22 protein-coding genes are annotated in these 23,602 nt (G+C 70.3%); 21 read left to right on the top strand and 1 reads right to left on the bottom strand.

The annotated features are described in order from the left end of the window. Nucleotides 1-82 precede the first annotated feature (82 nt). The 9 genes from mltG (at nt 83) to nusB (ending at nt 9,577) form a co-directional block, all read left to right on the top strand. Complete coding sequence (mltG, locus tag ACWCRJ_RS28820) at nt 83-1,888, top strand: endolytic transglycosylase MltG (RefSeq protein WP_450942049.1); 1,806 nt, start codon at nt 83-85, stop codon at nt 1,886-1,888. Further along, nucleotides 1,885-2,724: a shikimate dehydrogenase gene (locus tag ACWCRJ_RS28825; protein ID WP_450942050.1), complete on the top strand. Its 840-nt coding sequence runs from the start codon at nt 1,885-1,887 to the stop codon at nt 2,722-2,724. Before mltG ends, ACWCRJ_RS28825 begins: the two co-directional genes overlap by 4 nt. 215 nt (nt 2,725-2,939) lie before the next feature. Beyond that, nucleotides 2,940-4,124 (top strand): chorismate synthase, encoded by a 1,185-nt coding sequence (gene aroC, locus ACWCRJ_RS28830; RefSeq protein WP_028796685.1) that lies wholly within the window; start codon nt 2,940-2,942, stop codon nt 4,122-4,124. Nucleotides 4,125-4,156: 32 nt separating this feature from the next. After that, entirely contained in the window at nt 4,157-4,639 is a 483-nt protein-coding gene (locus ACWCRJ_RS28835) for a shikimate kinase (protein ID WP_450942133.1), read from the top strand. Next, a complete protein-coding gene (gene aroB, locus ACWCRJ_RS28840; RefSeq protein ID WP_450942051.1) occupies nt 4,636-5,727 on the top strand; it encodes a 3-dehydroquinate synthase in 1,092 nt (363 codons plus the stop codon). The genes ACWCRJ_RS28835 and aroB overlap by 4 nt, the downstream gene beginning before the upstream one ends. Before the next feature lie 177 nt (nt 5,728-5,904). Then, a complete protein-coding gene (locus ACWCRJ_RS28845) occupies nt 5,905-6,840 on the top strand; it encodes a Pro-rich N-terminal domain-containing protein (RefSeq protein WP_450942052.1) in 936 nt (311 codons plus the stop codon). Between the two features lie 568 nt (nt 6,841-7,408). Then, nucleotides 7,409-8,515, top strand: coding sequence for an aminopeptidase P family protein (locus tag ACWCRJ_RS28850; protein ID WP_450942053.1), 1,107 nt, complete (start codon nt 7,409-7,411; stop codon nt 8,513-8,515). 58 nt (nt 8,516-8,573) lie between these two features. Beyond that, nucleotides 8,574-9,140, top strand: a complete 567-nt coding sequence (gene efp, locus ACWCRJ_RS28855) for an elongation factor P (protein ID WP_005485474.1) — start codon at nt 8,574-8,576, stop codon at nt 9,138-9,140. A gap of 2 nt (nt 9,141-9,142) precedes the next feature. After that, complete coding sequence (gene nusB, locus ACWCRJ_RS28860; RefSeq protein ID WP_450942054.1) at nt 9,143-9,577, top strand: transcription antitermination factor NusB; 435 nt, start codon at nt 9,143-9,145, stop codon at nt 9,575-9,577. A 219-nt stretch (nt 9,578-9,796) separates the two neighbouring features. Here nusB and bldD read toward each other — a convergent pair whose 3' ends face one another. Next, entirely contained in the window at nt 9,797-10,297 is a 501-nt protein-coding gene (gene bldD / locus ACWCRJ_RS28865; RefSeq protein WP_005485476.1) for a transcriptional regulator BldD, read from the bottom strand. A gap of 218 nt (nt 10,298-10,515) precedes the next feature. Between bldD and pyrR the strand changes: the two genes are divergently transcribed. The 12 genes from pyrR to coaBC all read left to right on the top strand — a co-directional run bounded on the left by pyrR (nt 10,516) and on the right by coaBC (nt 23,400). Further along, on the top strand, nt 10,516-11,115 hold the full coding sequence (pyrR, locus tag ACWCRJ_RS28870; RefSeq protein ID WP_450942055.1) for a bifunctional pyr operon transcriptional regulator/uracil phosphoribosyltransferase PyrR: 600 nt from the start codon (nt 10,516-10,518) through the stop codon (nt 11,113-11,115). A gap of 89 nt (nt 11,116-11,204) precedes the next feature. Further along, nucleotides 11,205-12,185, top strand: coding sequence for an aspartate carbamoyltransferase catalytic subunit (locus ACWCRJ_RS28875; RefSeq protein ID WP_450942056.1), 981 nt, complete (start codon nt 11,205-11,207; stop codon nt 12,183-12,185). Nucleotides 12,186-12,189: 4 nt separating this feature from the next. After that, nucleotides 12,190-13,476, top strand: a complete 1,287-nt coding sequence (locus ACWCRJ_RS28880; RefSeq protein WP_450942057.1) for a dihydroorotase — start codon at nt 12,190-12,192, stop codon at nt 13,474-13,476. Then, nucleotides 13,473-14,039: a PH-like domain-containing protein gene (locus ACWCRJ_RS28885; protein ID WP_450942058.1), complete on the top strand. Its 567-nt coding sequence runs from the start codon at nt 13,473-13,475 to the stop codon at nt 14,037-14,039. Before ACWCRJ_RS28880 ends, ACWCRJ_RS28885 begins: the two co-directional genes overlap by 4 nt. Then, nucleotides 14,036-15,178, top strand: coding sequence for a glutamine-hydrolyzing carbamoyl-phosphate synthase small subunit (carA, locus tag ACWCRJ_RS28890; RefSeq protein ID WP_450942059.1), 1,143 nt, complete (start codon nt 14,036-14,038; stop codon nt 15,176-15,178). The genes ACWCRJ_RS28885 and carA overlap by 4 nt, the downstream gene beginning before the upstream one ends. Further along, complete coding sequence (gene carB / locus ACWCRJ_RS28895; protein WP_450942060.1) at nt 15,171-18,479, top strand: carbamoyl-phosphate synthase large subunit; 3,309 nt, start codon at nt 15,171-15,173, stop codon at nt 18,477-18,479. The genes carA and carB overlap by 8 nt, the downstream gene beginning before the upstream one ends. An 80-nt stretch (nt 18,480-18,559) precedes the next feature. After that, nucleotides 18,560-19,666, top strand: coding sequence for a quinone-dependent dihydroorotate dehydrogenase (locus ACWCRJ_RS28900; protein WP_450942061.1), 1,107 nt, complete (start codon nt 18,560-18,562; stop codon nt 19,664-19,666). Further along, nucleotides 19,663-20,502, top strand: a complete 840-nt coding sequence (gene pyrF / locus ACWCRJ_RS28905; RefSeq protein WP_450942062.1) for an orotidine-5'-phosphate decarboxylase — start codon at nt 19,663-19,665, stop codon at nt 20,500-20,502. The genes ACWCRJ_RS28900 and pyrF overlap by 4 nt, the downstream gene beginning before the upstream one ends. Before the next feature lie 265 nt (nt 20,503-20,767). Beyond that, nucleotides 20,768-21,091 (top strand): integration host factor, encoded by a 324-nt coding sequence (locus ACWCRJ_RS28910; protein WP_003977346.1) that lies wholly within the window; start codon nt 20,768-20,770, stop codon nt 21,089-21,091. Between the two features lie 60 nt (nt 21,092-21,151). Continuing rightward, nucleotides 21,152-21,745 carry a guanylate kinase gene (gmk, locus tag ACWCRJ_RS28915; protein WP_028796686.1) on the top strand — a complete coding sequence of 198 codons (594 nt, stop codon included), beginning with the start codon at nt 21,152-21,154 and terminating at the stop codon, nt 21,743-21,745. Nucleotides 21,746-21,809: 64 nt separating this feature from the next. After that, nucleotides 21,810-22,079: a DNA-directed RNA polymerase subunit omega gene (gene rpoZ / locus ACWCRJ_RS28920; RefSeq protein ID WP_005485492.1), complete on the top strand. Its 270-nt coding sequence runs from the start codon at nt 21,810-21,812 to the stop codon at nt 22,077-22,079. A gap of 118 nt (nt 22,080-22,197) precedes the next feature. Continuing rightward, nucleotides 22,198-23,400 carry a bifunctional phosphopantothenoylcysteine decarboxylase/phosphopantothenate--cysteine ligase CoaBC gene (gene coaBC, locus ACWCRJ_RS28925; RefSeq protein WP_450942063.1) on the top strand — a complete coding sequence of 401 codons (1,203 nt, stop codon included), beginning with the start codon at nt 22,198-22,200 and terminating at the stop codon, nt 23,398-23,400. Nucleotides 23,401-23,602 lie beyond the last annotated feature (202 nt).

Raw genomic sequence — 23,602 nt, forward strand, 5'->3', positions numbered from 1 at the left:
CAGCCACCGCACAAAAAGAGGCGGGGACGAACGCCGAGCCACAGGCCCCGCGTGACCGCCGCCTCGCGGCTCTAGGGGATCGATGACTGAGTATGGCCGGGGCACGGGCTCCGAACCGTGGCATCCGGACGACCCGTTGTACGGGGACGCCGGATGGGACGGACAGCAGGCCCAGGGCCCGCAGTCCCCTTACGGCGGCCAGCCGCAGCAGCACCACCCGGAGCAGCAGTACCAGCATCAGTACGACAACGGCAACGGCGCCTGGAACAACGGCCATCAGGGTCACCAGGATGCCTACGCCCAGCAGCAGTACCAGCAGGAGTACGGCGACCCCGCGCAGCAGTACACCGGCCAGAACCAGCATCAGCAGCAGTACACCGGTCATGGTCAGCAGCAGTACGGCCACACCGACAACGGCTGGAACAACGGAACTCACCAGCACACGCAGGCCCCTTACGTCGCGGACCCGGCCGACCCCTACGGGGGACAGCAGCAGGCGATGGCCTACGGCGGCGGCCAACAGGACTTCTACGGCACGCCGGACGCGTATCCGCCGCCGGAGCCGCCCTCACGCCGGCGCGCGGAATCGGCACCCGCCCCCGCGCCCAGTCCGGAGCCCGAGCCCGAGGAGCAGCCGGCCGCCGAGCGGACCGACTGGGATCCCGGCCCGGACCAGGGTGAGCACGCGTTCTTCGCCGGTGGCGGTGACGACGACGATGAGGCCGAGGAGCGCTCGAGCCGGGCGGACCGGAAAGGCCGCGGCGGAAAAGGCGGCAAATCCGGTAAGTCAGGCAAAGGCGGTAAGAAGCGCCGCAGCGGCTGCGCCTGCCTGGTGGTCGTCATGGTGTTCGGTGGTGGCTTCGCGGGTGTCAGCTACTTCGGTTACCAGTTCTATCAGAGCCGTTTCGGCGATGTCCCCGACTATGAGGGGAACGGTACGAACGAGACCGTGACGATCACGGTCGACAAGGGTGAGTTCGGATCGGCTATCGGGCAGAAGCTGAAGACGGCCGGGGTCGTCAAGAGTGTCGACGCCTTCACGAACGCACTGGCACAGAATCCCGAGAAGAAGGACATCCAGGCGGGCGTTTATCTCCTCAAGAAGGAGATGTCCGCTAAAAGCGCTATCGCTCTGATGCTCGATCCGAAAAGTCAGAGCAACTTCACGGTCGCCGAGGGTATGCGTAACAACGACATCTACGTCAAGATCGACAAGGAGCTGGGTCTTGACAAGGGCACGACCAAGGATGTCGCCGAGAAGAAGTGGGAGGGCCTCGGGCTTCCCGACTGGGCGAACGACAACAAGGACATCAAGGATCCGCTGGAAGGATTCCTCTACCCGTCCACGTACCCGGTCGCCAAGGGCATGAAGCCCGAAGCCGTCCTGAAGGAAATGGTCGACCTCGCCAAGGCGAAGTACGAGGCATTCGATCTGGAGGGCAAGGCCAAGGGGCTGAAGCTCAAGAATCCGCTTCAGGTGCTCACAGTGGCGAGCCTCGTACAGGCTGAAGGAAACAACAAGAAAGATTACAAGAAGATCGCGAGGGTCGTCTACAACCGACTTGAGCCCAACAATGTGGAAACGGCCGGACTGCTCGACTTCGACTCGACTGTGAATTACCTGCGCGGTGAATCCAAGTTGGCGACTGGCTCAGTCGATTCGCTGCGCAGGATTGACGATCCGTACAACACCTACAAGGTGTACGGCTTGCCGCCCGGGCCGATCGGAAATCCTGGTGGCGAGGCGATCGAGGGCGCGCTCAAACCGGCCAAGGGCGACTGGTACTACTTCGTCTCGATCAGCAAGGACGAGACGCTGTTCGCCGTGACCAACGAAGAGCACAACAGGAACCGCGCCAAGTACGAGAAAGCCCAGAACGGACAATGAGCCGCACCGCCACCAAGCACCGGGCCGCCGTGCTCGGTTCGCCGATCGCCCACTCGCTCTCCCCGGTGCTTCACCGGGCCGCGTACGCCGAACTCGGCCTCAGCGACTGGACGTACGACCGTTTCGAGGTCGACGAGGAGGCGCTGCCCGGGTTCGTCGAGGGGCTCGGGCCGGAGTGGGCCGGGCTGTCGCTGACGATGCCGCTGAAGCGGGCGGTCATCCCGCTGCTGGACGAGATCAGCGAGACGGCGGCCTCGGTCGAGACCGTGAACACCCTGGTGTTCACGGAGGACGGGCGGCGGGTCGGCGACAACACCGACATCCCCGGGATCGTCGCCGCGCTGCGCGAGCGCGGCATCGAGCAGGTGGAGTCGGCGGCCGTCCTCGGCGCGGGAGCCACCGCTTCCTCCGCGCTGGCCGCGCTCGCCCGGATCTGCACCGGCGAGGTCGTGGCGTACGTCCGCAGTGCGGCCCGGGCCGCCGAGATGCGGCAGTGGGGCGAGCGGCTGGGCGTCGAGGTGCGTACGGCGGACTGGTCGCAGGCCGAGCGTGGGCTGAGCGCCCCTCTCGTCGTCGCCACGACACCGGCCGGGGCGACAGACGTACTGTCCGGTGCGGTGCCGGAGATGCCTGCGACGCTGTTCGACGTGCTGTACCACCCGTGGCCCACCGAGCTGGCCGCGCGATGGTCCGCGTACGGCGGTGCGGTGGTCAGCGGGCTCGATCTGCTGGTGCACCAGGCCGTGCTGCAGGTCGAGCAGATGACCGGGTGCAAGACGGCTCCCGTCGGCGCGATGAGGCAGGCGGGGGAACGGGCGCTGGCCGAACGCGGCTGAGCGTTCCGGTCGGGCCGGTCCGAGAGGGGCGGCCGGTGGCGAGGAACCGCCGTGCGGGCAGTCCGCCTGATGGACCTGCGACCAGGGCCCCGCCCCGGACGTGGGAGGATCGGAGACGGCGGGCCGGGGCCGCGCACCCGGTGTCCGTCGCCGTACGCGAGGACTCGCGTACACGCAGGCAGGATCCAGTACCGGACGCGAGCATAGGAGCACCGTTGAGCAGGTTGCGCTGGCTGACCGCGGGGGAGTCCCACGGTCCCGCACTCGTCGCGACGCTGGAGGGTCTTCCCGCCGGCGTGCCGATCACCACGGAGATGGTGGCGGACCACCTGGCCCGGCGGCGCCTCGGCTATGGACGTGGTGCGCGGATGAAGTTCGAGCGCGACGAGGTCACCTTCCTCGGTGGTGTCCGGCACGGTCTGTCCATGGGCTCGCCGGTGGCGATCATGGTGGGCAACACCGAGTGGCCGAAGTGGGAGCAGGTCATGTCGGCCGACCCGGTCGACCCGGAGATCCTCGCCGGTCTCGCCCGCAACGCCCCGCTGACCCGCCCCCGGCCCGGTCACGCGGACCTGGCGGGCATGCAGAAGTACGGCTTCGACGAGGCCCGGCCGATCCTGGAGCGGGCCTCCGCCCGGGAGACCGCCGCCAGGGTCGCCCTCGGCGCCGTCGCCCGGTCGTACCTGAAGGAGACGACCGGCATCGAGATCGTCAGCCACGTGGTGGAGCTGGCGGCCGCGAAGGCCCCGCAGGGCGTGTACCCGACGCCCGCCGACGTGGAGAAGCTGGACGCGGACCCCGTGCGCTGCCTCGACGCCGACGCGTCGAAGGCGATGGTCGCGGAGATCGACCAGGCCCACAAGGACGGCGACACCCTCGGCGGGGTCGTCGAGATCCTGGCGTACGGCGTGCCCGTCGGCCTCGGCTCGCACGTCCACTGGGACCGCAAGCTGGACGCCCGCCTCGCCGGCGCGCTGATGGGCATCCAGGCGATCAAGGGCGTCGAGATCGGCGACGGCTTCGAGCTGGCGCGGGTGCCGGGCTCCAAGGCGCACGACGAGATCGTGAACACTCCCGAGGGCATCCGGCGCGTGTCCGGCCGCTCCGGTGGCACCGAGGGTGGTCTCACCACCGGTGAGCTGCTGCGGGTCCGGGCGGCGATGAAGCCGATCGCGACCGTGCCGCGCGCCCTGCAGACCGTGGACGTGACCACCGGCGAGGCCACGCAGGCCCACCACCAGCGCTCCGACGTCTCCGCCGTGCCGGCCGCCGGCATCGTCGCCGAGGCGATGGTGGCCCTGGTGCTGGCGGACGCGGTGGCCGAGAAGTTCGGCGGCGACAGCGTCACCGAGACGGCCCGCAACGTCCGTTCCTACCTCGACCACCTCGCGATCCGGTGAGCCCGGTGCCTCTGGTCGTCCTCGTCGGCCCCATGGGTGTCGGCAAGTCCACCGTGGGACAGCTGCTCGCCGAGCGGCTCGGCGTCGGCTACCGCGACACCGACGACGACATCGTCGCCGAGCAGGGCCGCACCATCGCGGAGATCTTCGTCGACGAGGGCGAGGCCGCCTTCCGCGCGATCGAGAAGGAGGCCGTGCGCGCCGCGCTGGCCGGGCACGACGGCGTCCTCGCCCTCGGCGGTGGCGCGATCCTCGACCCCGACACGCGCGCGCTGCTGGCCGGACAGCGGGTCGTCTACCTCTCGATGGACGTCGAGGAGGCGGTCAAGCGCACCGGCCTCAACGCTGCCCGCCCCCTGCTGGCCGTCAACCCCCGCAAGCAGTGGCGGGAGTTGATGGACGCCCGGCGGTATCTGTACGAGGAGGTCGCCACGGCCGTCGTCGCCACCGACGGCCGGACGCCCGAGGAAGTCACCCGAGCGGCGCTGGACGCACTGGAGTTGAAGGAAGCATGAGCGAGACAGTGACCCGCATCCAGGTCGGCGGTACGGCGGGCACCGAGCCGTACGAAGTCCTGGTGGGGCGTCAACTCCTCGGTGAACTCGGCGGGTTGATCGGCAACCGGGCCAAGAGGGTGGCCGTGATCCACCCCGAGGCGCTGGAGGGCACCGGAGAGGCCCTGCGGGCCGATCTGGCAGAGCAGGGCTTCGAGGCCGTGGCCATCCAGGTGCCGAACGCGGAGGAGGCCAAGACCGCCGAGGTCGCCGCGTACTGCTGGAAGGCGCTGGGCCAGTCCGGGTTCACCCGCACCGACGTCATCGTCGGCGTCGGCGGCGGGGCCACCACGGACCTCGCCGGGTTCGTCGCGGCGACCTGGCTGCGCGGGGTCCGCTGGATCGCCATCCCCACCACCGTCCTGGCCATGGTCGACGCGGCGGTCGGCGGCAAGACCGGGATCAACACGGCCGAGGGCAAGAACCTCGTGGGTTCCTTCCACCCGCCGGCCGGAGTGCTGTGCGACCTGGCGGCGCTCGACTCGCTGCCGGTCAACGACTACGTCTCCGGGCTCGCCGAGATCATCAAGGCCGGGTTCATCGCGGACCCGGTGATCCTGGACCTGATCGAGTCCGACCCGCAGGCGGCCCGCACGCCGGCCGGGCCGCACACCTCGGAGCTGATCGAGCGGTCGATCCGGGTCAAGGCCGAGGTCGTCTCGGGCGACCTGAAGGAGTCCGGGCGCCGCGAGATCCTCAACTACGGGCACACGCTGGCCCATGCGATCGAGAAGAACGAGCGCTACCAGTGGCGGCACGGCGCGGCCGTGTCCGTGGGCATGCACTTCGCGGCCGAACTGGGCCGACTGGCGGGCCGGTTGGACGACGCGACCGCCGACCGCCACCGCACGGTCCTCGAAGCGGTCGGTCTGCCGCTGCACTACCGCTACGACCAGTGGCCGAGGCTCCTGGAGACGATGAAGGTCGACAAGAAGTCCCGGGGCGATCTGCTGCGCTTCATCGTCCTGGACGGCCTGGCCAAGCCCACCGTCCTGGAGGGTCCCGACCCGGCGATCCTCCTCGCCGCGTACGGCGAAGTGGGCCAGTAACGCCCGCTCGGGCAGCTCTTGTCCGATTCGCCTTGTGTCCCTGGCCACTTGGGCACTTCGGGCTGCCCCCGGCCGTTCACCAAACGGCGGCCGGGGACGGTACCGTTCGGTAAGGGCGGGGTCGGAAGGCCCTGCCCGCCAGTGTCGATGTGACTGTACGAGACGGAGTGGCACCGGATGCAGGACGCAGTGGGAGCTCCGCTGCCGCCGCCCCATCGGCCGGGGCAGGACCCGGCGGCCCCCTGGTCGCCGACCGCGAACCAGCAGGGACACCCGGCCCCCCATCACCCGGGAGCGCCCGGCACGCACCCGCCGGGACACCCGGTGCCCCCGGGCAGTCGCCCGGGCCCGGTGCCGCCGCCTCCGCCCGCGCCCATGGCCCCGCCCGCAACGCCCGCACCGGCCGTGCCGGGCTTCTCCGGCGCTCCCGTGCATCCGCACGCCTCGGCCCCGCCGCAGAGCGGGGTCTCGCGGGACACCACCGGACACGTGCAACTGCCGCCGGGCGGCCCCGTCACCATGCCGCCGCCCGCCACCGGTGCGCCCGATGTCACCAGCACCACGCTCGCGGTCCTGCTGATCGGGCCCGCCGGAGCCGGCAAGACCAGCGTCGCCAAGTACTGGGCGGACCACCGCCGGGTGCCCACCGCGCACATCAGCCTGGACGACGTACGCGAGTGGGTGCGCTCGGGCTTCGCGGACCCCCAGTCCGGCTGGAACGACAACTCCGAGGCGCAGTACCGCCTCGCCCGCCGCACCTGCGGCTTCTCCGCCCGGAACTTCCTGGCCAACGGCATCTCCTGCATCCTCGACGACGCCGTCTTCCCCGACCGCCCGGTCGTCGGCCTGGGCGGCTGGAAGCGGCACGTCGGCCCCGGCCTGCTGCCGGTCGTCCTCCTGCCGGGCCTGGAGATTGTCCTGGAGCGCAACGCCGAGCGCTCGGGCAACCGCCGGCTCACCGACGAGGAGGTCGCCCGCATCCACGGCCGAATGGCGGGCTGGTACGGCTCGGGCCTCCCGATCATCGACAACTCCCAGCTCGACGTCCCGGCCACGGCCCGCGTCCTGGACGAGGTCCTGGCCCGCTCGATCGCCAGCCCCCCGAAGTGGTAGCCGGGTAACAGAAGACGCCCGCCCCGGCAGCCCCCGCCGACCTGCCCGGGCCCCGCCAGGGGCCCGCACGCGGGACCGCGCCTGACGGCTCGCGTGCCCGGCCCCGGCCCTGTCAGGGGCGCGGGGAACTGCGCGCCAAGCCCTCACCGGCCCGCACCCGGCACACATGCGCCCCCGCCAGCCCCGTCTCCACTCCCACCGAACCGTTGCCGCCCTGGGGCCCCGCCCAGCCCCGGCCCCGTCAGGGGCGCGGGGAACTGCGCGCCAAGCCCCCACAGACCCGCACCCGGCACACATCCGCCCCCGGCAGCCCCGTCTCCACTCCCACCGAACCGTGCCGCACCCGGGACCCCGCCCAGCTCCGGGCCCCGTCAGGGGCGCGGGGAACTGCGCGCCAAGCCCCCACAGACCCGCACCCGGCACACATCCGCCCTCAGCACACACCCGCACCCGACACACACCCGCACCCGACACGCCCGCCCCCGACACACACCCGCCCCCGACACCCCCACCCCCACTCGGCCGCACTCGACCAGCGCCCGCCCTGCGAAGCTCATACGCTCGGCACATGTCTGAGGTCTACGCGGCCCGCAGAGCCCGGCTGAGAGAACGCTGCCAAGCCGGCGGCAGCCCCACCGCACTGGTGACCCGCCCGGCCAACGTCCGCTACCTCGCGGGAGCGGCACCGCGGGGCGCGGTGCTGCTGCTCGGCAGGAGCGAGGACGTCCTGCTGTGCGGCGCACCGCCGAGCGGCGAGATCGGCGAGGGCCGGCCCGACGACGCCGTACGCCTCCAGGTGCTGCCGCGGCCCGGCGGCGACCCGGCGGTCGCGGCCGCCGATCTGGTGACGGCGCTCGGCGCCGACTCCCTGGCCGTGGAGGAGCACCACCTCACCATGGCCCGCTGCAGAGCCATCCGCTCGGTCGCGCCCCGGCTGCGGCTCGCCGACCTCGGCGGGGCCGTGGAGCAGCTGAGGGTGATCAAGGACGAGGAGGAGATCTCCTGTCTGCGGATCGGCGCGGAGATCGCCGACCAGGCCCTGGGCGAGCTACTCGAATCGATCCTGGTCGGCCGTACCGAGCGCCACCTCGCCCTGGAGCTGGAGCGCCGCCTCGTCGACCACGGCGCCGACGGCCCGGCCTTCCCCACCTCCGTCGCCGCCGGCCCGAACTCCGGCCGCTCCGGCCACCGCCCGACCGATCGCCGGGTCGAGGAGGGCGACTTCCTCTCCGTATGTCTCGGCGCGACCTACCGCGGCTACCGGTGCGAGATCGGCCGTACGTTCGTGATCGGCACCTCGCCGGCCGACTGGCAGATCGAGCTGTACGACCTGGTCTTCGCAGCCCAGCGCGCCGGAAGGGAGGCCCTGGCACCCGGAGCGGCCTACCGTGCCGTGGACCGCGCGGCCCGCCAGGTCCTGGACTCCGCGGGGTACGGAGAGAGCCTGCCGGTGATGATGGGGCACGGGGTCGGACTCGAAATCGACGAGGACCCGCAGTTGGCCCCCGCGGCCATGGGTAAACTGGACGCTTGCGTGCCGGTCACCGTCGAACCGGGGGTCCACCTCCCGGGCCGGGGCGGCGTCCGGATCGATGACACGCTCGTCGTACGCCCCGAGGCGGACGGCGGACCCGAGCTACTCACCATCACGACCAAGGAGCTGCTCGCGCTCTAGCTCATGGCTGTGCGCGTGGCCCGGGGTCGTCCACGTCAGTCCAGGAGATTCCGCAACCGTGGCTTCCACGAACGACCTCAAGAACGGCCTGGTGCTCAAGCTCGACGGGGGCCAGCTCTGGTCCGTCGTCGAGTTCCAGCACGTCAAGCCCGGCAAGGGCCCGGCCTTCGTGCGCACCAAGCTCAAGAACGTGCTCTCCGGCAAGGTCGTCGACAAGACGTTCAACGCCGGCGTCAAGGTCGAGACGGCCACTGTCGACAAGCGCGACATGCAGTTCTCCTACATGGACGGCGAGTACTTCGTCTTCATGGACATGGAGACCTACGACCAGCTCATGGTCGACCGCAAGGCAGTCGGCGACGCCGCCAACTTCCTGATCGAGGGCTTCACCGCCACCGTCGCGCAGCACGAGGGCGAGGTGCTCTTCGTCGAGCTGCCGGCCGCCGTCGAGCTCGTGATCCAGGAGACCGAGCCGGGTGTCCAGGGCGACCGCTCCACCGGTGGCACCAAGCCCGCCACCCTGGAGACCGGTCACCAGATCCAGGTGCCCCTGTTCATCACCACGGGCGAGAAGATCAAGGTCGACACCCGCACGAGCGACTACCTCGGCCGGGTGAACAGCTAACCGTGGCTGCCCGTAACACGGCCCGCAAGCGTGCCTTCCAGATCCTCTTCGAGGGCGACCAGCGCGGGGCCGACGTCCTGACCGTCCTCGCGGACTGGATCCGGCACGCCCACAGCGACACCCGACAGCCTCCGGTCAGCGAGTACACCATGCAGCTGGTCGAGGGGTACTCGGAGCACGCCAGGCGGATCGACGAATTGATCGCGCAGTACTCGGTGGGGTGGACCCTCGACCGCATGCCGGTCGTGGACCGCAACATCCTGCGGCTCGGAGCGTACGAGCTGATCTGGGTCGACGCGACTCCGGACGCGGTGGTGCTGGACGAGATGGTGCAGCTGGCGAAGGAGTTCTCCACGGACGACTCGCCGTCCTTCGTGAACGGTCTGCTGGGCCGGCTGAAGGACCTCAAGCCCTCGCTCCGCCGGGAAGCCGAGTAACGGACGGCCGGGCGGGGAGCGCCTCAGGGGTGCTGTGCGAAGCCGGCCGCGGGTGGTCCGGTGGCTGGTCGCGCAGTTCCCCGCGCCCCTTTCGGGGCGCTGTCCCGCTCCCCTGTGACCACGCGCCGTACGACACGTGCACAAAACCGCCGGGGTGGCCCGAACCAACTGGTTCGGACCACCCCGGCGGCACGTTTCTGCTGAGCTCTGCCCGGAGTGTCAGGCGTCCTCGTGGGTGACCGCGCGGCGTGCGTCCGCGTCCAGGACGCCCCAGCTGATCAGCTGCTCGGTGAGGACCGAGGGGGACTGGTCGTAGATGACGGCGAGTGTGCGCAGGTCGTCCTGCCGGATCGAGAGCACCTTGCCGTTGTAGTCACCGCGCTGGGACTGGATCGTCGCCGCGTAACGCTGCAGCGGGCCCGCCTTCTCGGCCGGCACGTGGGCCAGGCGCTCCAGGTCCAGGACGAGCTTCGGCGGCGGCTCGGCGGCGCCGCCCGGGGTCGTACCGGGAAGCAGTTCCTGCACGGGGACCCCGTAGAAGTCCGCCAGCTCCGCGAGGCGCTGCACGGTGACGGCGCGGTCGCCGCGCTCGTACGAACCGACCACGACCGCCTTCCAGCGTCCCTGGGACTTCTCCTCGACACCGTGGAGGGAAAGGCCCTGCTGGGTGCGGATGGCCCGGAGCTTGGCCCCGAGCTGTTTGGCGTATTCGCTGGACATATAGCTCCCCGGACGAAGGCTGGTGACTCACTGTGAGGTTACGCAGCGTGACTCTGCTCCGTCAAGCCGAATGGTCCGGACCGACTCTTCCGTGGTAACCGAGATCCATTGGGCCAGGTGGGTGATCAGGGGCGTTGTCGGGCCTGCTAACGTGGACGGCGCAATTCCGACGTCCTTTAAGGTCCGTCCCGTGAGGCGGAGAAGGAGGTCCGTTTCATATGGACACGCAAGAAACTCCGCAAGGAGACCCGCACGGGGATGCACAGGCGTCCGATGCCAGGCCCGTTCTCGAAGCCCCCGACATCGCACGCGTACTGACCCGCATCGCCCACGAGATCGTCGAACGCGCCAAGGGCGCCGACGACGTGGTGCTCCTCGGCATTCCGACCCGGGGCGTCTTCCTCGCCCAGCGGCTGGCCGCCAAGCTCGCGGAGATCACCGACCGCAAGATCCCGGTCGGCTCGCTCGACATCACCATGTACCGCGACGACCTGCGCATGCACCCGCCGCGTGCGCTGGCCCGCACCGAGATCCCCGGTGACGGCATCGACGGCCGTCTGGTCGTCCTCGTCGACGACGTGCTCTTCTCCGGCCGGACGATCCGCGCGGCCCTCGACGCGCTGAACGACATCGGCCGCCCGCGCGCCGTCCAACTCGCGGTCCTCGTCGACCGGGGCCACCGCGAACTGCCCATCCGCGCCGACTACGTCGGCAAGAACCTCCCCACGTCGCTGCGGGAGACGGTCAAGGTCCAGCTCGCCGAGGAAGACGGTCGGGACACCGTCCTGCTCGGTGCGAAGCGGACCGCCCAGCAGTAGCACGCGCGCGTGCGGCCCCGTGCCGTACGTCCCTTCGCGATGCCCCTGACTGCCCGTAATCTCCCGAACTGCCTTACGGAGCCTGAAAGATGCAGCGTCATCTCATCTCGGCCGCCGACCTCACCCGCGACGACGCCGTCCTGATCCTCGACACCGCCGAGGAGATGGCCCGGGTCGCCGACCGGCCGATCAAGAAACTGCCGACCCTGCGCGGCCGGACCGTCGTCAACCTCTTCTTCGAGGACTCCACGCGGACCCGGATCTCCTTCGAGGCCGCCGAGAAGCGCCTCTCGGCGGACGTCATCAACTTCTCCGCCAAGGGGTCGAGCGTGTCGAAGGGCGAGTCCCTCAAGGACACCGCCCAGACCCTCGAAGCCATGGGCGTCGACGCCGTCGTCATCCGGCACGGCGCCTCGGGGGCCCCGTACCGCCTGGCGACCTCCGGCTGGATCGACGCCGCCGTGATCAACGCGGGCGACGGCACCCACCAGCACCCCACCCAGGCCCTGCTGGACGCCTTCACCATGCGCCGCCGCCTCGTCGGCCGGGACACCGGGCTCGGCCAGGACCTGTCCGGCAAGCGCATCACGATCGTCGGCGACGTCCTGCACAGCCGCGTCGCCCGCTCCAACGTCGACCTGCTGCACACCCTCGGCGCCCAGGTCACCCTCGTCGCCCCGCCCACCCTCGTGCCGGTCGGCGTCGAGACCTGGCCCTGCGAGATCTCGTACGACCTCGACAGCACGCTCGCCAAGTCCGACGCGGTGATGATGCTGCGTGTTCAGCGGGAGCGGATGAACGCGGCGTTCTTCCCGACCGAGCGCGAGTACTCGCGGCGCTACGGCCTCGACGGCGACCGCATGGCGCGGATGCCCGAGCACGCCATCGTGATGCACCCCGGCCCGATGGTCCGCGGCATGGAGATCACCGCCGAGGTCGCCGACTCCGACCGCTGCACCGTCGTCCAGCAGGTCGCCAACGGTGTCTCCATCCGGATGGCCGTGCTGTACCTGCTGCTGGGCGGAAACGAGCCCGCCGTCACCCACACCCGCACCACCGAGGAGAAGTAAGACGATGAGCAAGATCCTGATCCGCGGTGCGAAGGTGCTGGGCGGCGAGCCGCAGGACGTCCTGATCGACGGCGAGCTCATCGCCGAGGTCGGTAGCGGGCTCGCCGACGAGGACGCCCTGGTCGTCGAGGCCGGCGGCAAGGTGCTCCTGCCGGGCCTGGTCGACCTGCACACCCATCTGCGGGAGCCCGGCCGCGAGGACTCCGAGACCGTGCTGACCGGCACGCGCGCGGCGGCCTCCGGCGGCTACACGGCCGTCTTCGCCATGGCCAACACCTTCCCGGTCGCCGACACCGCCGGAGTGGTCGAGCAGGTCTACCGCCTCGGCCAGGAACACGGTTACTGCGACGTCCAGCCGATCGGGGCCGTCACCGTCGGCCTGGAGGGCAGGAAGCTCGCCGAGCTGGGCGCGATGCACGAGTCGGCCGCCGGGGTCACCGTCTTCTCGGACGACGGCAAGTGCGTCGACGACGCGGTGATGATGCGGCGCGCCCTGGAGTATGTGAAGGCCTTCGGCGGGGTCGTCGCCCAACACGCGCAGGAGCCCCGGCTGACCGAGGGCGCCCAGATGAACGAGGGTGTCGTCTCCGCCGAGCTGGGCCTCGGCGGCTGGCCGGCGGTGGCCGAAGAATCGATCATCGCCCGAGACGTCCTGCTCGCCGAGCACGTCGGCTCCCGCGTCCACATCTGCCACCTCTCGACCGCCGGGTCGGTGGAGATCGTCCGCTGGGCCAAGTCGCGGGGCATCGACGTCACCGCCGAGGTCACCCCGCACCACCTCCTCCTCACCGACGAGCTGGTGCGCTCCTACAACCCGGTCTACAAGGTCAACCCGCCGCTGCGCACCGAGCGCGACGTACTGGCCCTGCGCGAGGCGCTCGCCGACGGCACGATCGACATCGTCGCCACCGACCACGCCCCGCACCCGCACGAGGACAAGGACTGCGAGTGGGCCGCGGCCGCCATGGGCATGGTCGGTTTGGAGACCGCGCTGTCGGTCGTCCAGGAGACGATGGTCGCCACCGGTCTGCTCGACTGGGCGGGCGTCGCGGACCGTATGTCGGTCAAGCCCGCGAAGATCGGGCGGGCCGCCGGTCACGGACGTCCCGTCTCGGCAGGTGAGCCCGCCAACCTCACGCTCGTCGACACGGCATACCGTGGGTCGGTGGACCCCGCGGGCTTCGCCTCGCGCAGCCGCAACACCCCCTACGAGGGCCGCGAGCTGCCGGGCCGTGTCACGCACACGTGGCTGCGGGGCAAGGCCACGCTCGTCGACGGGAAGCTCACGTGACACCTGTAATTCTGCTGGCCGCGCAGAGGGAATCGGCCGAGGTCACCGACTGGGCCGCGCGCATCGGCTGGGTCGTCGGACTCGCCCTCTTCGTCGCGCTCGTCTACTGGCTGATGCGCGAGGGCTGGAAGTGGCGCGGCACGCTCCAGAGCGACCTCCCCGCCCTCCCCACCGCGCCGGACGAGCCGGGCGAGGCCAGACTGGGCATGAGCGGCCGCTACCACGGCTCCACCACCGCCGGGCAGTGGCTCGACCGCATCGTGGCGCACGGCCTGGGCGCCCGCAGCCGGGTCGAGCTGACCTTGACGGACGCGGGCCTGGACGTCGTACGCCCCGGAGCGACCGACTTCTTCGTGCCGGTCGCCGCCCTGCGCGAGGCCCGGCTCGACAAGGGCATCGCCGGCAAGGTTCTCACCGAGGGCGGGCTGCTGGTCGTCACGTGGGAGCACGGAGGCAAGCTGCTCGACTCCGGGTTCCGCTCCGACCGCGCGGCCGAGCACAACGAGTGGGTCGAGACCCTGAACCAGATGATCAACAAGACGGAAACGGAAGGCGCACGATGACGACCTCCACTCGGGGAGCCACCAGGGTTCCCGCCGTACTCGTCCTGGAGGACGGCCGGATCTTCCGCGGCCGTGCCTACGGGGCCGTGGGGGTGACCTTCGGCGAGGCCGTGTTCTCCACCGGGATGACCGGCTACCAGGAGACCCTCACCGACCCGTCGTACCACCGCCAGGTGGTCGTCATGACCGCCCCGCACGTCGGCAACACCGGCGTCAACGACGAGGACCCCGAGTCCAAGAAGATCTGGGTCTCCGGATACGTCGTCCGCGACCCCGCGCGCGTGCCCTCCAACTGGCGCTCCCGGCGCTCCCTGGACGACGAACTGCGCGCCCAGGGCGTCGTCGGGATCTCCGGCATCGACACCCGCGCCCTCACCCGCCACCTCCGTGAGCGCGGCGCCATGCGCGTCGGCATCTTCTCCGGCAACGCGCTGCCCGACGAGGGCGTCATGCTCACCGAGGTCCGCGAGGCCCCGGAGATGAAGGGCGCGAACCTTTCCGCGGAGGTCGCCACCAAGGAGACGTACGTCGTCCCGGCGATCGGCACCAGGAAGTTCACCGTCGCCGCCGTCGACCTCGGCATCAAGGGCATGACCCCGCACCGCATGGCCGAGCGCGGCATCGAGGTGCACGTGCTCCCGGCCACGGCCACGACCGAGGACGTGTACGCCGTGAACCCCGACGGCGTGTTCTTCTCCAACGGCCCCGGTGACCCGGCCACCGCCGACCACCCGGTCTCCGTCATGCGGGCGGTCCTGGAGCGCGGCACCCCGCTCTTCGGCATCTGCTTCGGCAACCAGATCCTCGGCCGCGCGCTCGGCTTCGGCACCTACAAGCTGAAGTACGGCCACCGGGGCATCAACCAGCCGGTGCAGGACCGTACGACCGGCAAGGTCGAGGTCACCGCGCACAACCACGGGTTCGCCGTCGACGCCCCGCTCGACCAGGTCTCCGAGACCCCCTTCGGCCGCGCCGAGGTCTCCCACGTGTGCCTCAACGACAACGTGGTGGAGGGGCTCCAGCTCCTCGACCGCCCGGCCTTCAGCGTCCAGTACCACCCCGAAGCGGCAGCGGGCCCGCACGACGCCGCCTACCTGTTCGACCGCTTCGTATCCCTGATGGAGGGCCAGCGTGCCTAAGCGCACCGATATCCAGTCCGTCCTGGTCATCGGCTCCGGCCCGATCGTCATCGGCCAGGCCGCCGAGTTCGACTACTCCGGCACCCAGGCGTGCCGCATCCTGCGGGCCGAGGGCCTCAGGGTGATCCTCGTCAACTCCAACCCGGCGACGATCATGACCGACCCGGAGATCGCCGACGCCACGTACGTCGAGCCGATCACCCCGGAGTTCGTCGAGAAGATCATCGCCAAGGAGCGCCCCGACGCCCTGCTGCCCACCCTCGGCGGTCAGACGGCCCTCAACACGGCCATCTCGCTGCACGAGGCCGGGACGCTGGAGAAGTACAACGTCGAGCTGATCGGCGCCAACGTCGAGGCCATCAACAAGGGCGAGGACCGCGACCTCTTCAAGGACGTCGTCGAGGCCGTCCGCGCCAAGATCGGGCACGGCGAGTCCGCCCGTTCGGTCATCTGCCACTCCATGGACGACGTCCTCAAGGGTGTCGAGACCCTCGGCGGCTACCCCGTCGTCGTCCGCCCCTCCTTCACCATGGGCGGCGCCGGCTCCGGCTTCGCACACGACGAGGAGGAGCTGCGCCGCATCGCCGGCCAGGGCCTCACCCTCTCGCCGACCACCGAGGTGCTCCTGGAGGAGTCCATCCTCGGCTGGAAGGAGTACGAGCTGGAGCTGATGCGCGACAAGAACGACAACGTCGTGGTCGTCTGCTCCATCGAGAACTTCGACCCCATGGGCGTGCACACCGGCGACTCGATCACGGTCGCGCCCGCGATGACCCTGACCGACCGCGAGTACCAGGTGCTGCGTGACGTCGGCATCGCGATCATCCGCGAGGTCGGCGTCGACACCGGCGGCTGCAACATCCAGTTCGCGGTGAACCCCGAGGACGGTCGCGTGATCGTCATCGAGATGAACCCGCGGGTGTCGCGCTCCTCGGCGCTGGCCTCCAAGGCGACCGGCTTCCCGATCGCCAAGATCGCCGCCAAGCTCGCCGTCGGCTACACGCTCGACGAGATCCCGAACGACATCACCGAGCAGACCCCGGCCTCCTTCGAGCCGACGCTCGACTATGTCGTCGTGAAGGCCCCCCGCTTCGCCTTCGAGAAGTTCCCGTCCGCCGACTCCTCCCTGACCACGACCATGAAGTCGGTGGGCGAGGCCATGGCGATCGGCCGCAACTTCACCGAGGCGCTGCAGAAGGCGCTGCGGTCGCTGGAGAAGAAGGGCAGCCAGTTCACGTTCGTCGGCGAGCCCGGCGACAAGGCCGCCCTCCTCGAAGAGGCCGTCCGGCCCACCGACGGCCGTATCAACACCGTCATGCAGGCCATCCGCGCGGGCGCCACGCCCGAGGAGGTCTTCGAGGCCACGAAGATCGACCCCTGGTTCGTCGACCAGATGTTCCTGATCAAGGAGATCGCCGACGAGCTGGCCCAGGCCGACAAGCTCGATCCGGAGCTTCTGGCGGAGGCCAAGCGGCACGGCTTCTCCGACCAGCAGATCGCCGAGATCCGCGGGCTGCGCGAGGACGTCGTGCGCGAGGTGCGGCACGCGCTGGGCGTGCGCCCGGTGTACAAGACGGTCGACACCTGCGCCGCCGAGTTCGCGGCGAGGACGCCGTACTTCTACTCCTCGTACGACGAGGAGACCGAGGTGGCCCCGCGCGAGAAGCCGGCGGTGATCATCCTCGGCTCCGGCCCGAACCGCATCGGCCAGGGCATCGAGTTCGACTACTCCTGCGTCCACGCCTCCTTCGCGCTGAGCGACGCGGGCTACGAGACCGTGATGGTCAACTGCAACCCCGAGACCGTCTCCACGGACTACGACACCTCCGACCGGCTGTACTTCGAGCCGCTGACGCTGGAGGACGTGCTGGAGATCGTCCACGCCGAGTCGCTGGCCGGCCCGATCGCGGGCGTCGTCGTCCAGCTCGGCGGCCAGACCCCACTGGGCCTGGCGCAGGCGCTCAAGGACAACGGCGTCCCCGTGGTGGGCACCTCCCCGGAGGCCATCCACGCCGCCGAGGACCGCGGCGCCTTCGGCCAGGTCCTCGCCGAGGCCGGCCTGCCCGCGCCGAAGCACGGCACGGCGACCACCTTCGCCGGCGCCAAGGCCATCGCCGACGAGATCGGCTACCCGGTCCTCGTCCGGCCGTCGTACGTGCTCGGCGGACGCGGCATGGAGATCGTGTACGACGAGGCCCGCCTGGAGTCGTACATCGCCGAGTCGACCGAGATCAGCCCCTCCCGGCCGGTCCTCGTCGACCGCTTCCTCGACGACGCGATCGAGATCGACGTCGACGCGCTGTACGACGGCCACGAGCTGTACCTCGGCGGTGTGATGGAGCACATCGAGGAGGCCGGCATCCACTCCGGCGACTCGGCGTGCGCACTGCCCCCGATCACCCTCGGCGGCTTCGACATCAAGCGCCTGAGGGCCTCCACCGAGGCCATCGCCAAGGGTGTCGGCGTGCGCGGCCTCATCAACATCCAGTTCGCGATGGCCGGGGACATCCTCTACGTCCTGGAGGCCAACCCGCGTGCCTCCCGCACCGTCCCCTTCACCTCGAAGGCGACCGCGGTGCCGCTGGCCAAGGCCGCCGCCCGGATCTCGCTCGGCGCGACCGTCGCCGAACTGCGGGCGGAGGGTCTGCTCCCGGCCAAGGGCGACGGCGGCGAGCTGCCGCTCGACGCGCCCATCTCCGTCAAGGAGGCGGTCATGCCGTGGTCGCGCTTCCGCGACATCCACGGGCGCGGCGTCGACACGATCCTCGGCCCGGAGATGCGATCCACCGGCGAGGTCATGGGCATCGACTCCGTCTTCGGCACGGCGTACGCCAAGTCGCAGGCCGGCGCGTACGGGCCGCTGCCCACCAAGGGGCGTGCGTTCATCTCGGTCGCCAACCGCGACAAGCGTTCGATGATCTTCCCGGCGCGTGAGCTGGTCGCCCACGGCTTCGAGCTGCTCGCGACGTCCGGCACGGCCGAGGTGCTCCGGCGCAACGGCATCAACGCCACCGTCGTCCGCAAGCAGTCCGAGGGCACCGGCCCGAACGGCGAGAAGACCATCGTCCAGCTCATCCACGACGGCGAGGTCGACCTCATCGTCAACACCCCGTACGGCACCGGCGGCCGCCTCGACGGCTACGACATCCGTACGGCGGCCGTGGCCCGGTCCGTGCCCTGCCTGACGACCGTCCAGGCGCTCGCCGCCGCCGTCCAGGGCATCGACGCGCTCAACCACGGCGACGTGGGCGTGCGCTCGCTCCAGGAACACGCCGAACACCTGATCGCGGCCCGCGACTAGCAGCCCTGAGGGGGACATCGGAAACGGTGTCCCCCTCTTCGTGAGACCTCTTCGTGAGGCGCTCCTGCGAGGACATGAACATGTACAAGCTCTTCTTCCGTCTGGTTTTCAAACGGATGGACCCGGAGGCGGCCCACCACCTGGCCTTCCGCTGGATCCGTCTCGCCGTCCGCGTCCCCGTCCTGCGTACCTTCGTGGCCGCCGCCCTCGCGCCGCGCTACCGGGAACTGCGCACCGAGGCGTTCGGGCTGCGCATGCACGGCCCGTTCGGGCTGGCCGCCGGTTTCGACAAGAACGCCGTCGCGATCGACGGGATGTCGATGCTCGGCTTCGACCACGTCGAGATCGGCACGGTGACGGGCGAGGCCCAGCCCGGCAACCCCCGGCAGCGTCTGTTCCGCCTGGTCGCCGACCGCGCCCTGATCAACCGCATGGGCTTCAACAACGACGGCTCGCTCGCCGTCGCCGCGCGCCTGGCCTCCCGTACGCCCGTGTTCAGGACCGTCGTGGGCGTCAACATCGGCAAGACCAAGGTCGTCCCGGAGGAGGAGGCCGCGGGGGACTACCTGAAGTCCGCCGAGCGCCTCGCGCCGTACGCCGACTACCTGGTCGTCAACGTCTCCTCGCCCAACACGCCCGGCCTGCGCAACCTTCAGGCCACGGAGGCGCTGCGGCCGCTGCTCACCGCCGTGCGCGAGGCCGCCGACCGCACGGTCCGCACCCGTCGGGTGCCGCTGCTGGTGAAGATCGCGCCGGACCTCGCCGACGAGGACGTCGACGCGGTCGCCGACCTCGCCGTGGAGCTGGGCCTGGACGGGATCATCGCCACGAACACGACCATCGCGCGCGAGGGACTCGGTCTGACATCCGAACCCACGCTGGTGAAGGAGACGGGCGGCCTCTCCGGAGCCCCTGTCAAGGACCGCTCCCTGGCGGTGCTGCGGCGCCTCTACGCGCGCGTGGGCGACCGGATCACCCTGGTGGGCGTCGGCGGCGTCGAGAACGCCGAGGACGCCTGGCAGCGCATCCTGGCGGGCGCCACGCTCGTCCAGGGCTACAGCGCCTTCGTCTACGAGGGCCCCTTCTGGGCCCGCGCCATCCACAAGGGCCTGGCCGCCCGCCTGCGTACGAGCCCGTACGCCACCCTCGCCGACGCGGTCGGCGCCGACGTGAGGAAGACGGTATGACCGAGCCCTTCGGCGCACGGCTGCGCCGGTCCATGGACGAGCGCGGGGCGCTCTGCGTGGGCATCGACCCGCACGCCTCCCTGCTCGCCGACTGGGGCCTGAACAACGACGTCGCGGGCCTGGAACGCTTCAGCCGCACGGTCGTTGCGGCACTCGCGGACCGGGTGGCCGTCCTCAAGCCCCAGAGCGCGTTCTTCGAGCGCTTCGGGTCGCGTGGCGTCGCCGTACTGGAGAAGTCCGTCCAGGAGGCACGGGCCGCCGGCGCGCTGGTCGTCATGGACGCCAAGCGCGGTGACATCGGCTCCACCATGGCCGCGTACGCCGAGACCTTCCTGCACAAGGACGCGCCCCTGTTCTCGGACGCGCTGACGGTCTCGCCGTACCTGGGCTACGGCTCCCTGCAGCCCGCCGTGTCCCTGGCCCGCGAGAGCGGGTCCGGACTGTTCGTGCTGGCGCTCACCTCGAACCCGGAGGGCGGCGAGGTGCAGCACGCGGTGCGCGGCGACGGACGGACCGTCGGCGCGACCATGCTGGCGCACCTGGCGGCCGAGAACGCCGGCGAGGAGCCCCTGGGCTCCTTCGGTGCCGTCGTCGGCGCCACGCTCGGTGACCTCTCGTCCTACGACCTGAACATCGGCGGACCTCTCCTCGCGCCCGGGATCGGGGCCCAGGGAGCCACTCCGGCCGATCTTCCGGCGGTCTTCGGGAGCGCTGTGCGCCAGGTGGTCCCGAACGTCAGCCGAGGTGTCCTTCGTCACGGTCCCGACATCGTCGCGCTGCGTGACGCCTCGGATCGTTTCGCGGACGAGATCCGTTCCGCGACGGCGACCGCTTGAGACCTCCGATGAGTGCCGGGGGTCGGTTCCCGGACGACTTGAGTCTGAATACATTCTCAAATCCGGGGCATTATGCGGCTTATGTCCGAGTCCATGGAGGCTGACCAGGACTTTTCCGCTGTTCTCGCTGACTCCGGCGGACTTGGCCGCTAGTCTCCGAGCAGGGTCAACGGGCGAGCGTGTTGCTCGTGGCACCCCAGGTGAGGGGCGACTAGGTTCCTCACCGGTCCGTATCCGACAGTTCGACATCCGAGGTGACGTAGGCGTGGCTCTTCCGCCCCTTACCCCTGAACAGCGCGCAGCCGCGCTCGAAAAGGCCGCCGCGGCTCGCCGGGAGCGGGCCGAGGTCAAGAATCGACTCAAGCACTCCGGCGCCTCCCTGCACGAGGTCATCAAGCAGGGCCAGGAGAACGACGTCATCGGCAAGATGAAGGTCTCCGCCCTGCTCGAGTCCCTGCCGGGCGTGGGCAAGGTCCGCGCCAAGCAGATCATGGAGCGACTGGGCATCTCCGAAAGCCGTCGTGTACGCGGCCTCGGTTCCAACCAGATCGCCTCCCTGGAGCGTGAGTTCGGCAGCACCGGTTCCTGATCCCGTGCACTGACGGGAAGGGAGTCCCGGGCACTCCGGGATTGCTGGAATAATCGCTGCATGGCTGCAACATTCCGGGGGACGACCCCCGAGCCCCCGGACGTACGTCCGCGGCTGACCGTGCTCTCCGGCCCTTCAGGGGTCGGCAAGAGCACGGTCGTCGCCCATATGCGCAAGGCACACCCCGAGGTGTGGCTCTCGGTGTCGGCGACGACCCGTAAGCCGCGCCCCGGCGAGCAGCACGGAGTCCATTACTTCTTCGTCACCGACGACGAGATGGACAAGCTGATCGCCAACGGCGAACTGCTGGAGTGGGCCGAGTTCGCCGGCAACCGCTACGGCACCCCCCGGGCCGCCGTGCTCGAACGCCTGGAGCGGGGCGAGCCGGTCCTGCTGGAGATCGACCTCCAGGGCGCGCGGCAGGTCCGCGAGTCCATGCCGGACGCCCAGCTGGTGTTCCTGGCTCCCCCGTCCTGGGAGGAGCTGGTGCGCAGGCTCACCGGGCGGGGCACCGAGCCGCCCGACGTGATCGAACGCCGCCTGGAGGCGGCCAAGATCGAGCTGGCGGCCGAGCCGGAGTTCGACGTGACCCTGGTCAACACCTCCGTCGAGGACGTGGCCCGCGAGCTGCTAGCCTTGATGGATGTTGTGTGATCACGGGCTCTGTCCGTTTTCTGTGATCACGACCGATCTTTTCCCATCCATCGGAAGGTAGAGCGTGTCCTCTTCCATCTCCGCGCCCGAGGGCATCATCAACCCGCCGATCGACGAGCTCCTCGAGGCAACCGACTCGAAGTACAGCCTCGTGATCTACGCGGCCAAGCGTGCTCGCCAGATCAACGCGTACTACTCGCAGCTCGGCGAGGGTCTCCTCGAGTACGTCGGTCCGCTCGTCGACACCCACGTGCACGAGAAGCCGCTCTCGATCGCCCTGCGCGAGATCAACGCGGGTCTGCTGACCTCCGAGGCCGTCGAAGGCCCCGCGTAAGTCATATCGGCAGATCGCAGTAGCTTTTTCCACAGGCCCGGCAGTGCGACTGCCGGGCCTGTGGTGTGTCATTGAGGCGTCACACAGAGGCGTACACATCCGAGTGCGGGGAGGCACGGTGGGCAAGCCCAAGGTCGTTCTGGGGGTCAGTGGGGGAATCGCCGCCTACAAGGCGTGCGAGCTGCTGCGCCGGCTGACCGAGTCCGGGCATGACGTCCGGGTCGTACCGACCGACTCCGCACTGCACTTCGTCGGCGCCGCCACGTGGTCCGCGCTCTCCGGCAACCCGGTCTCCACCGAGGTCTGGGAGAGCGTCCACGAGGTGCCGCACGTCCGTATCGGTCAGGCGGCCGACCTGGTGGTCGTGGCCCCGGCCACCGCCGACATGCTGGCCAAGGCCGCCCACGGCCTCGCCGACGACCTCCTCACCAACACCCTCCTCACCGCCCGCTGTCCCGTCGTCTTCGCTCCCGCCATGCACACCGAGATGTGGGAACACCCGGCCACGCAGGAGAACGTGGCGACGCTGCGCCGCCGGGGCGCCCTCGTCATCGACCCCGCCGTGGGCCGGCTGACCGGCGTCGACACCGGCAAGGGCCGGCTCCCCGACCCCGCGGAGATCTTCGAGGTCTGCCGCCGGGTGCTGGCCCGGGGCGTCACCGAGCCGGACCTCGTCGGCCGGCATGTCGTCGTCACCGCCGGCGGCACCCGCGAGCCCCTCGACCCGGTCCGGTTCCTCGGCAACCGCTCCTCCGGCAAGCAGGGCTACGCCCTGGCCCGTACGGCCGCCGCGCGAGGCGCCCGCGTCACCCTGATCGAGGCGAACACCGGACTGCCGGACCCCGCGGGCGTGGACGTCGTACGGATCGGCACGGCCGTGCAGCTGCGCGAGGCGGTGCTCAAAGCGGCACCGGACGCCGATGTGGTGGTGATGGCGGCGGCGGTGGCGGATTTCCGCCCCGACACCTACGCCGCCGGGAAGATCAAGAAGAAGGACGGCCAGGAGCCCGCGCCCCTCGTCCTGGTGCGTAATCCGGACATCCTCGCGGAGATCTCGGCGGACCGTCCCCGTCCCGGCCAGGTGGTCGTCGGCTTCGCCGCGGAGACCGACGACGTCCTCGCCAACGGCCGCGCCAAGCTGGCACGCAAGGGGTGTGACCTGCTGGTGGTCAACGAGGTGGGGGAGCGCAAGACATTCGGCTCCGAGGAGAACGAGGCCGTGGTGCTGGGAGCCGACGGCAGTGAGACCCCGGTGCCGTACGGCCCGAAGGAAGCTCTGGCCGAAACGGTGTGGGACCTGGTCGCGGCCCGCCTCGGGTGACAGTGCCATTCGCGTCACGTCTCCCTCGAACCTCGCACATTGAGGCGTGGCGACCCTGGCGGACAGTGACGGCCATTGGGCAGAATGCACGTGCCGCAGGTCACAAGGCTCCCGAGAGGCGAGACGGGTGGGCCGGCGGACGAGACCGACCGATAAACTGTTCTCGGACGACGCCGGGCGCAGCCCCCGAGCACGTCCGCCA

This window comes from Streptomyces sp. NPDC002324 (assembly GCF_053593335.1).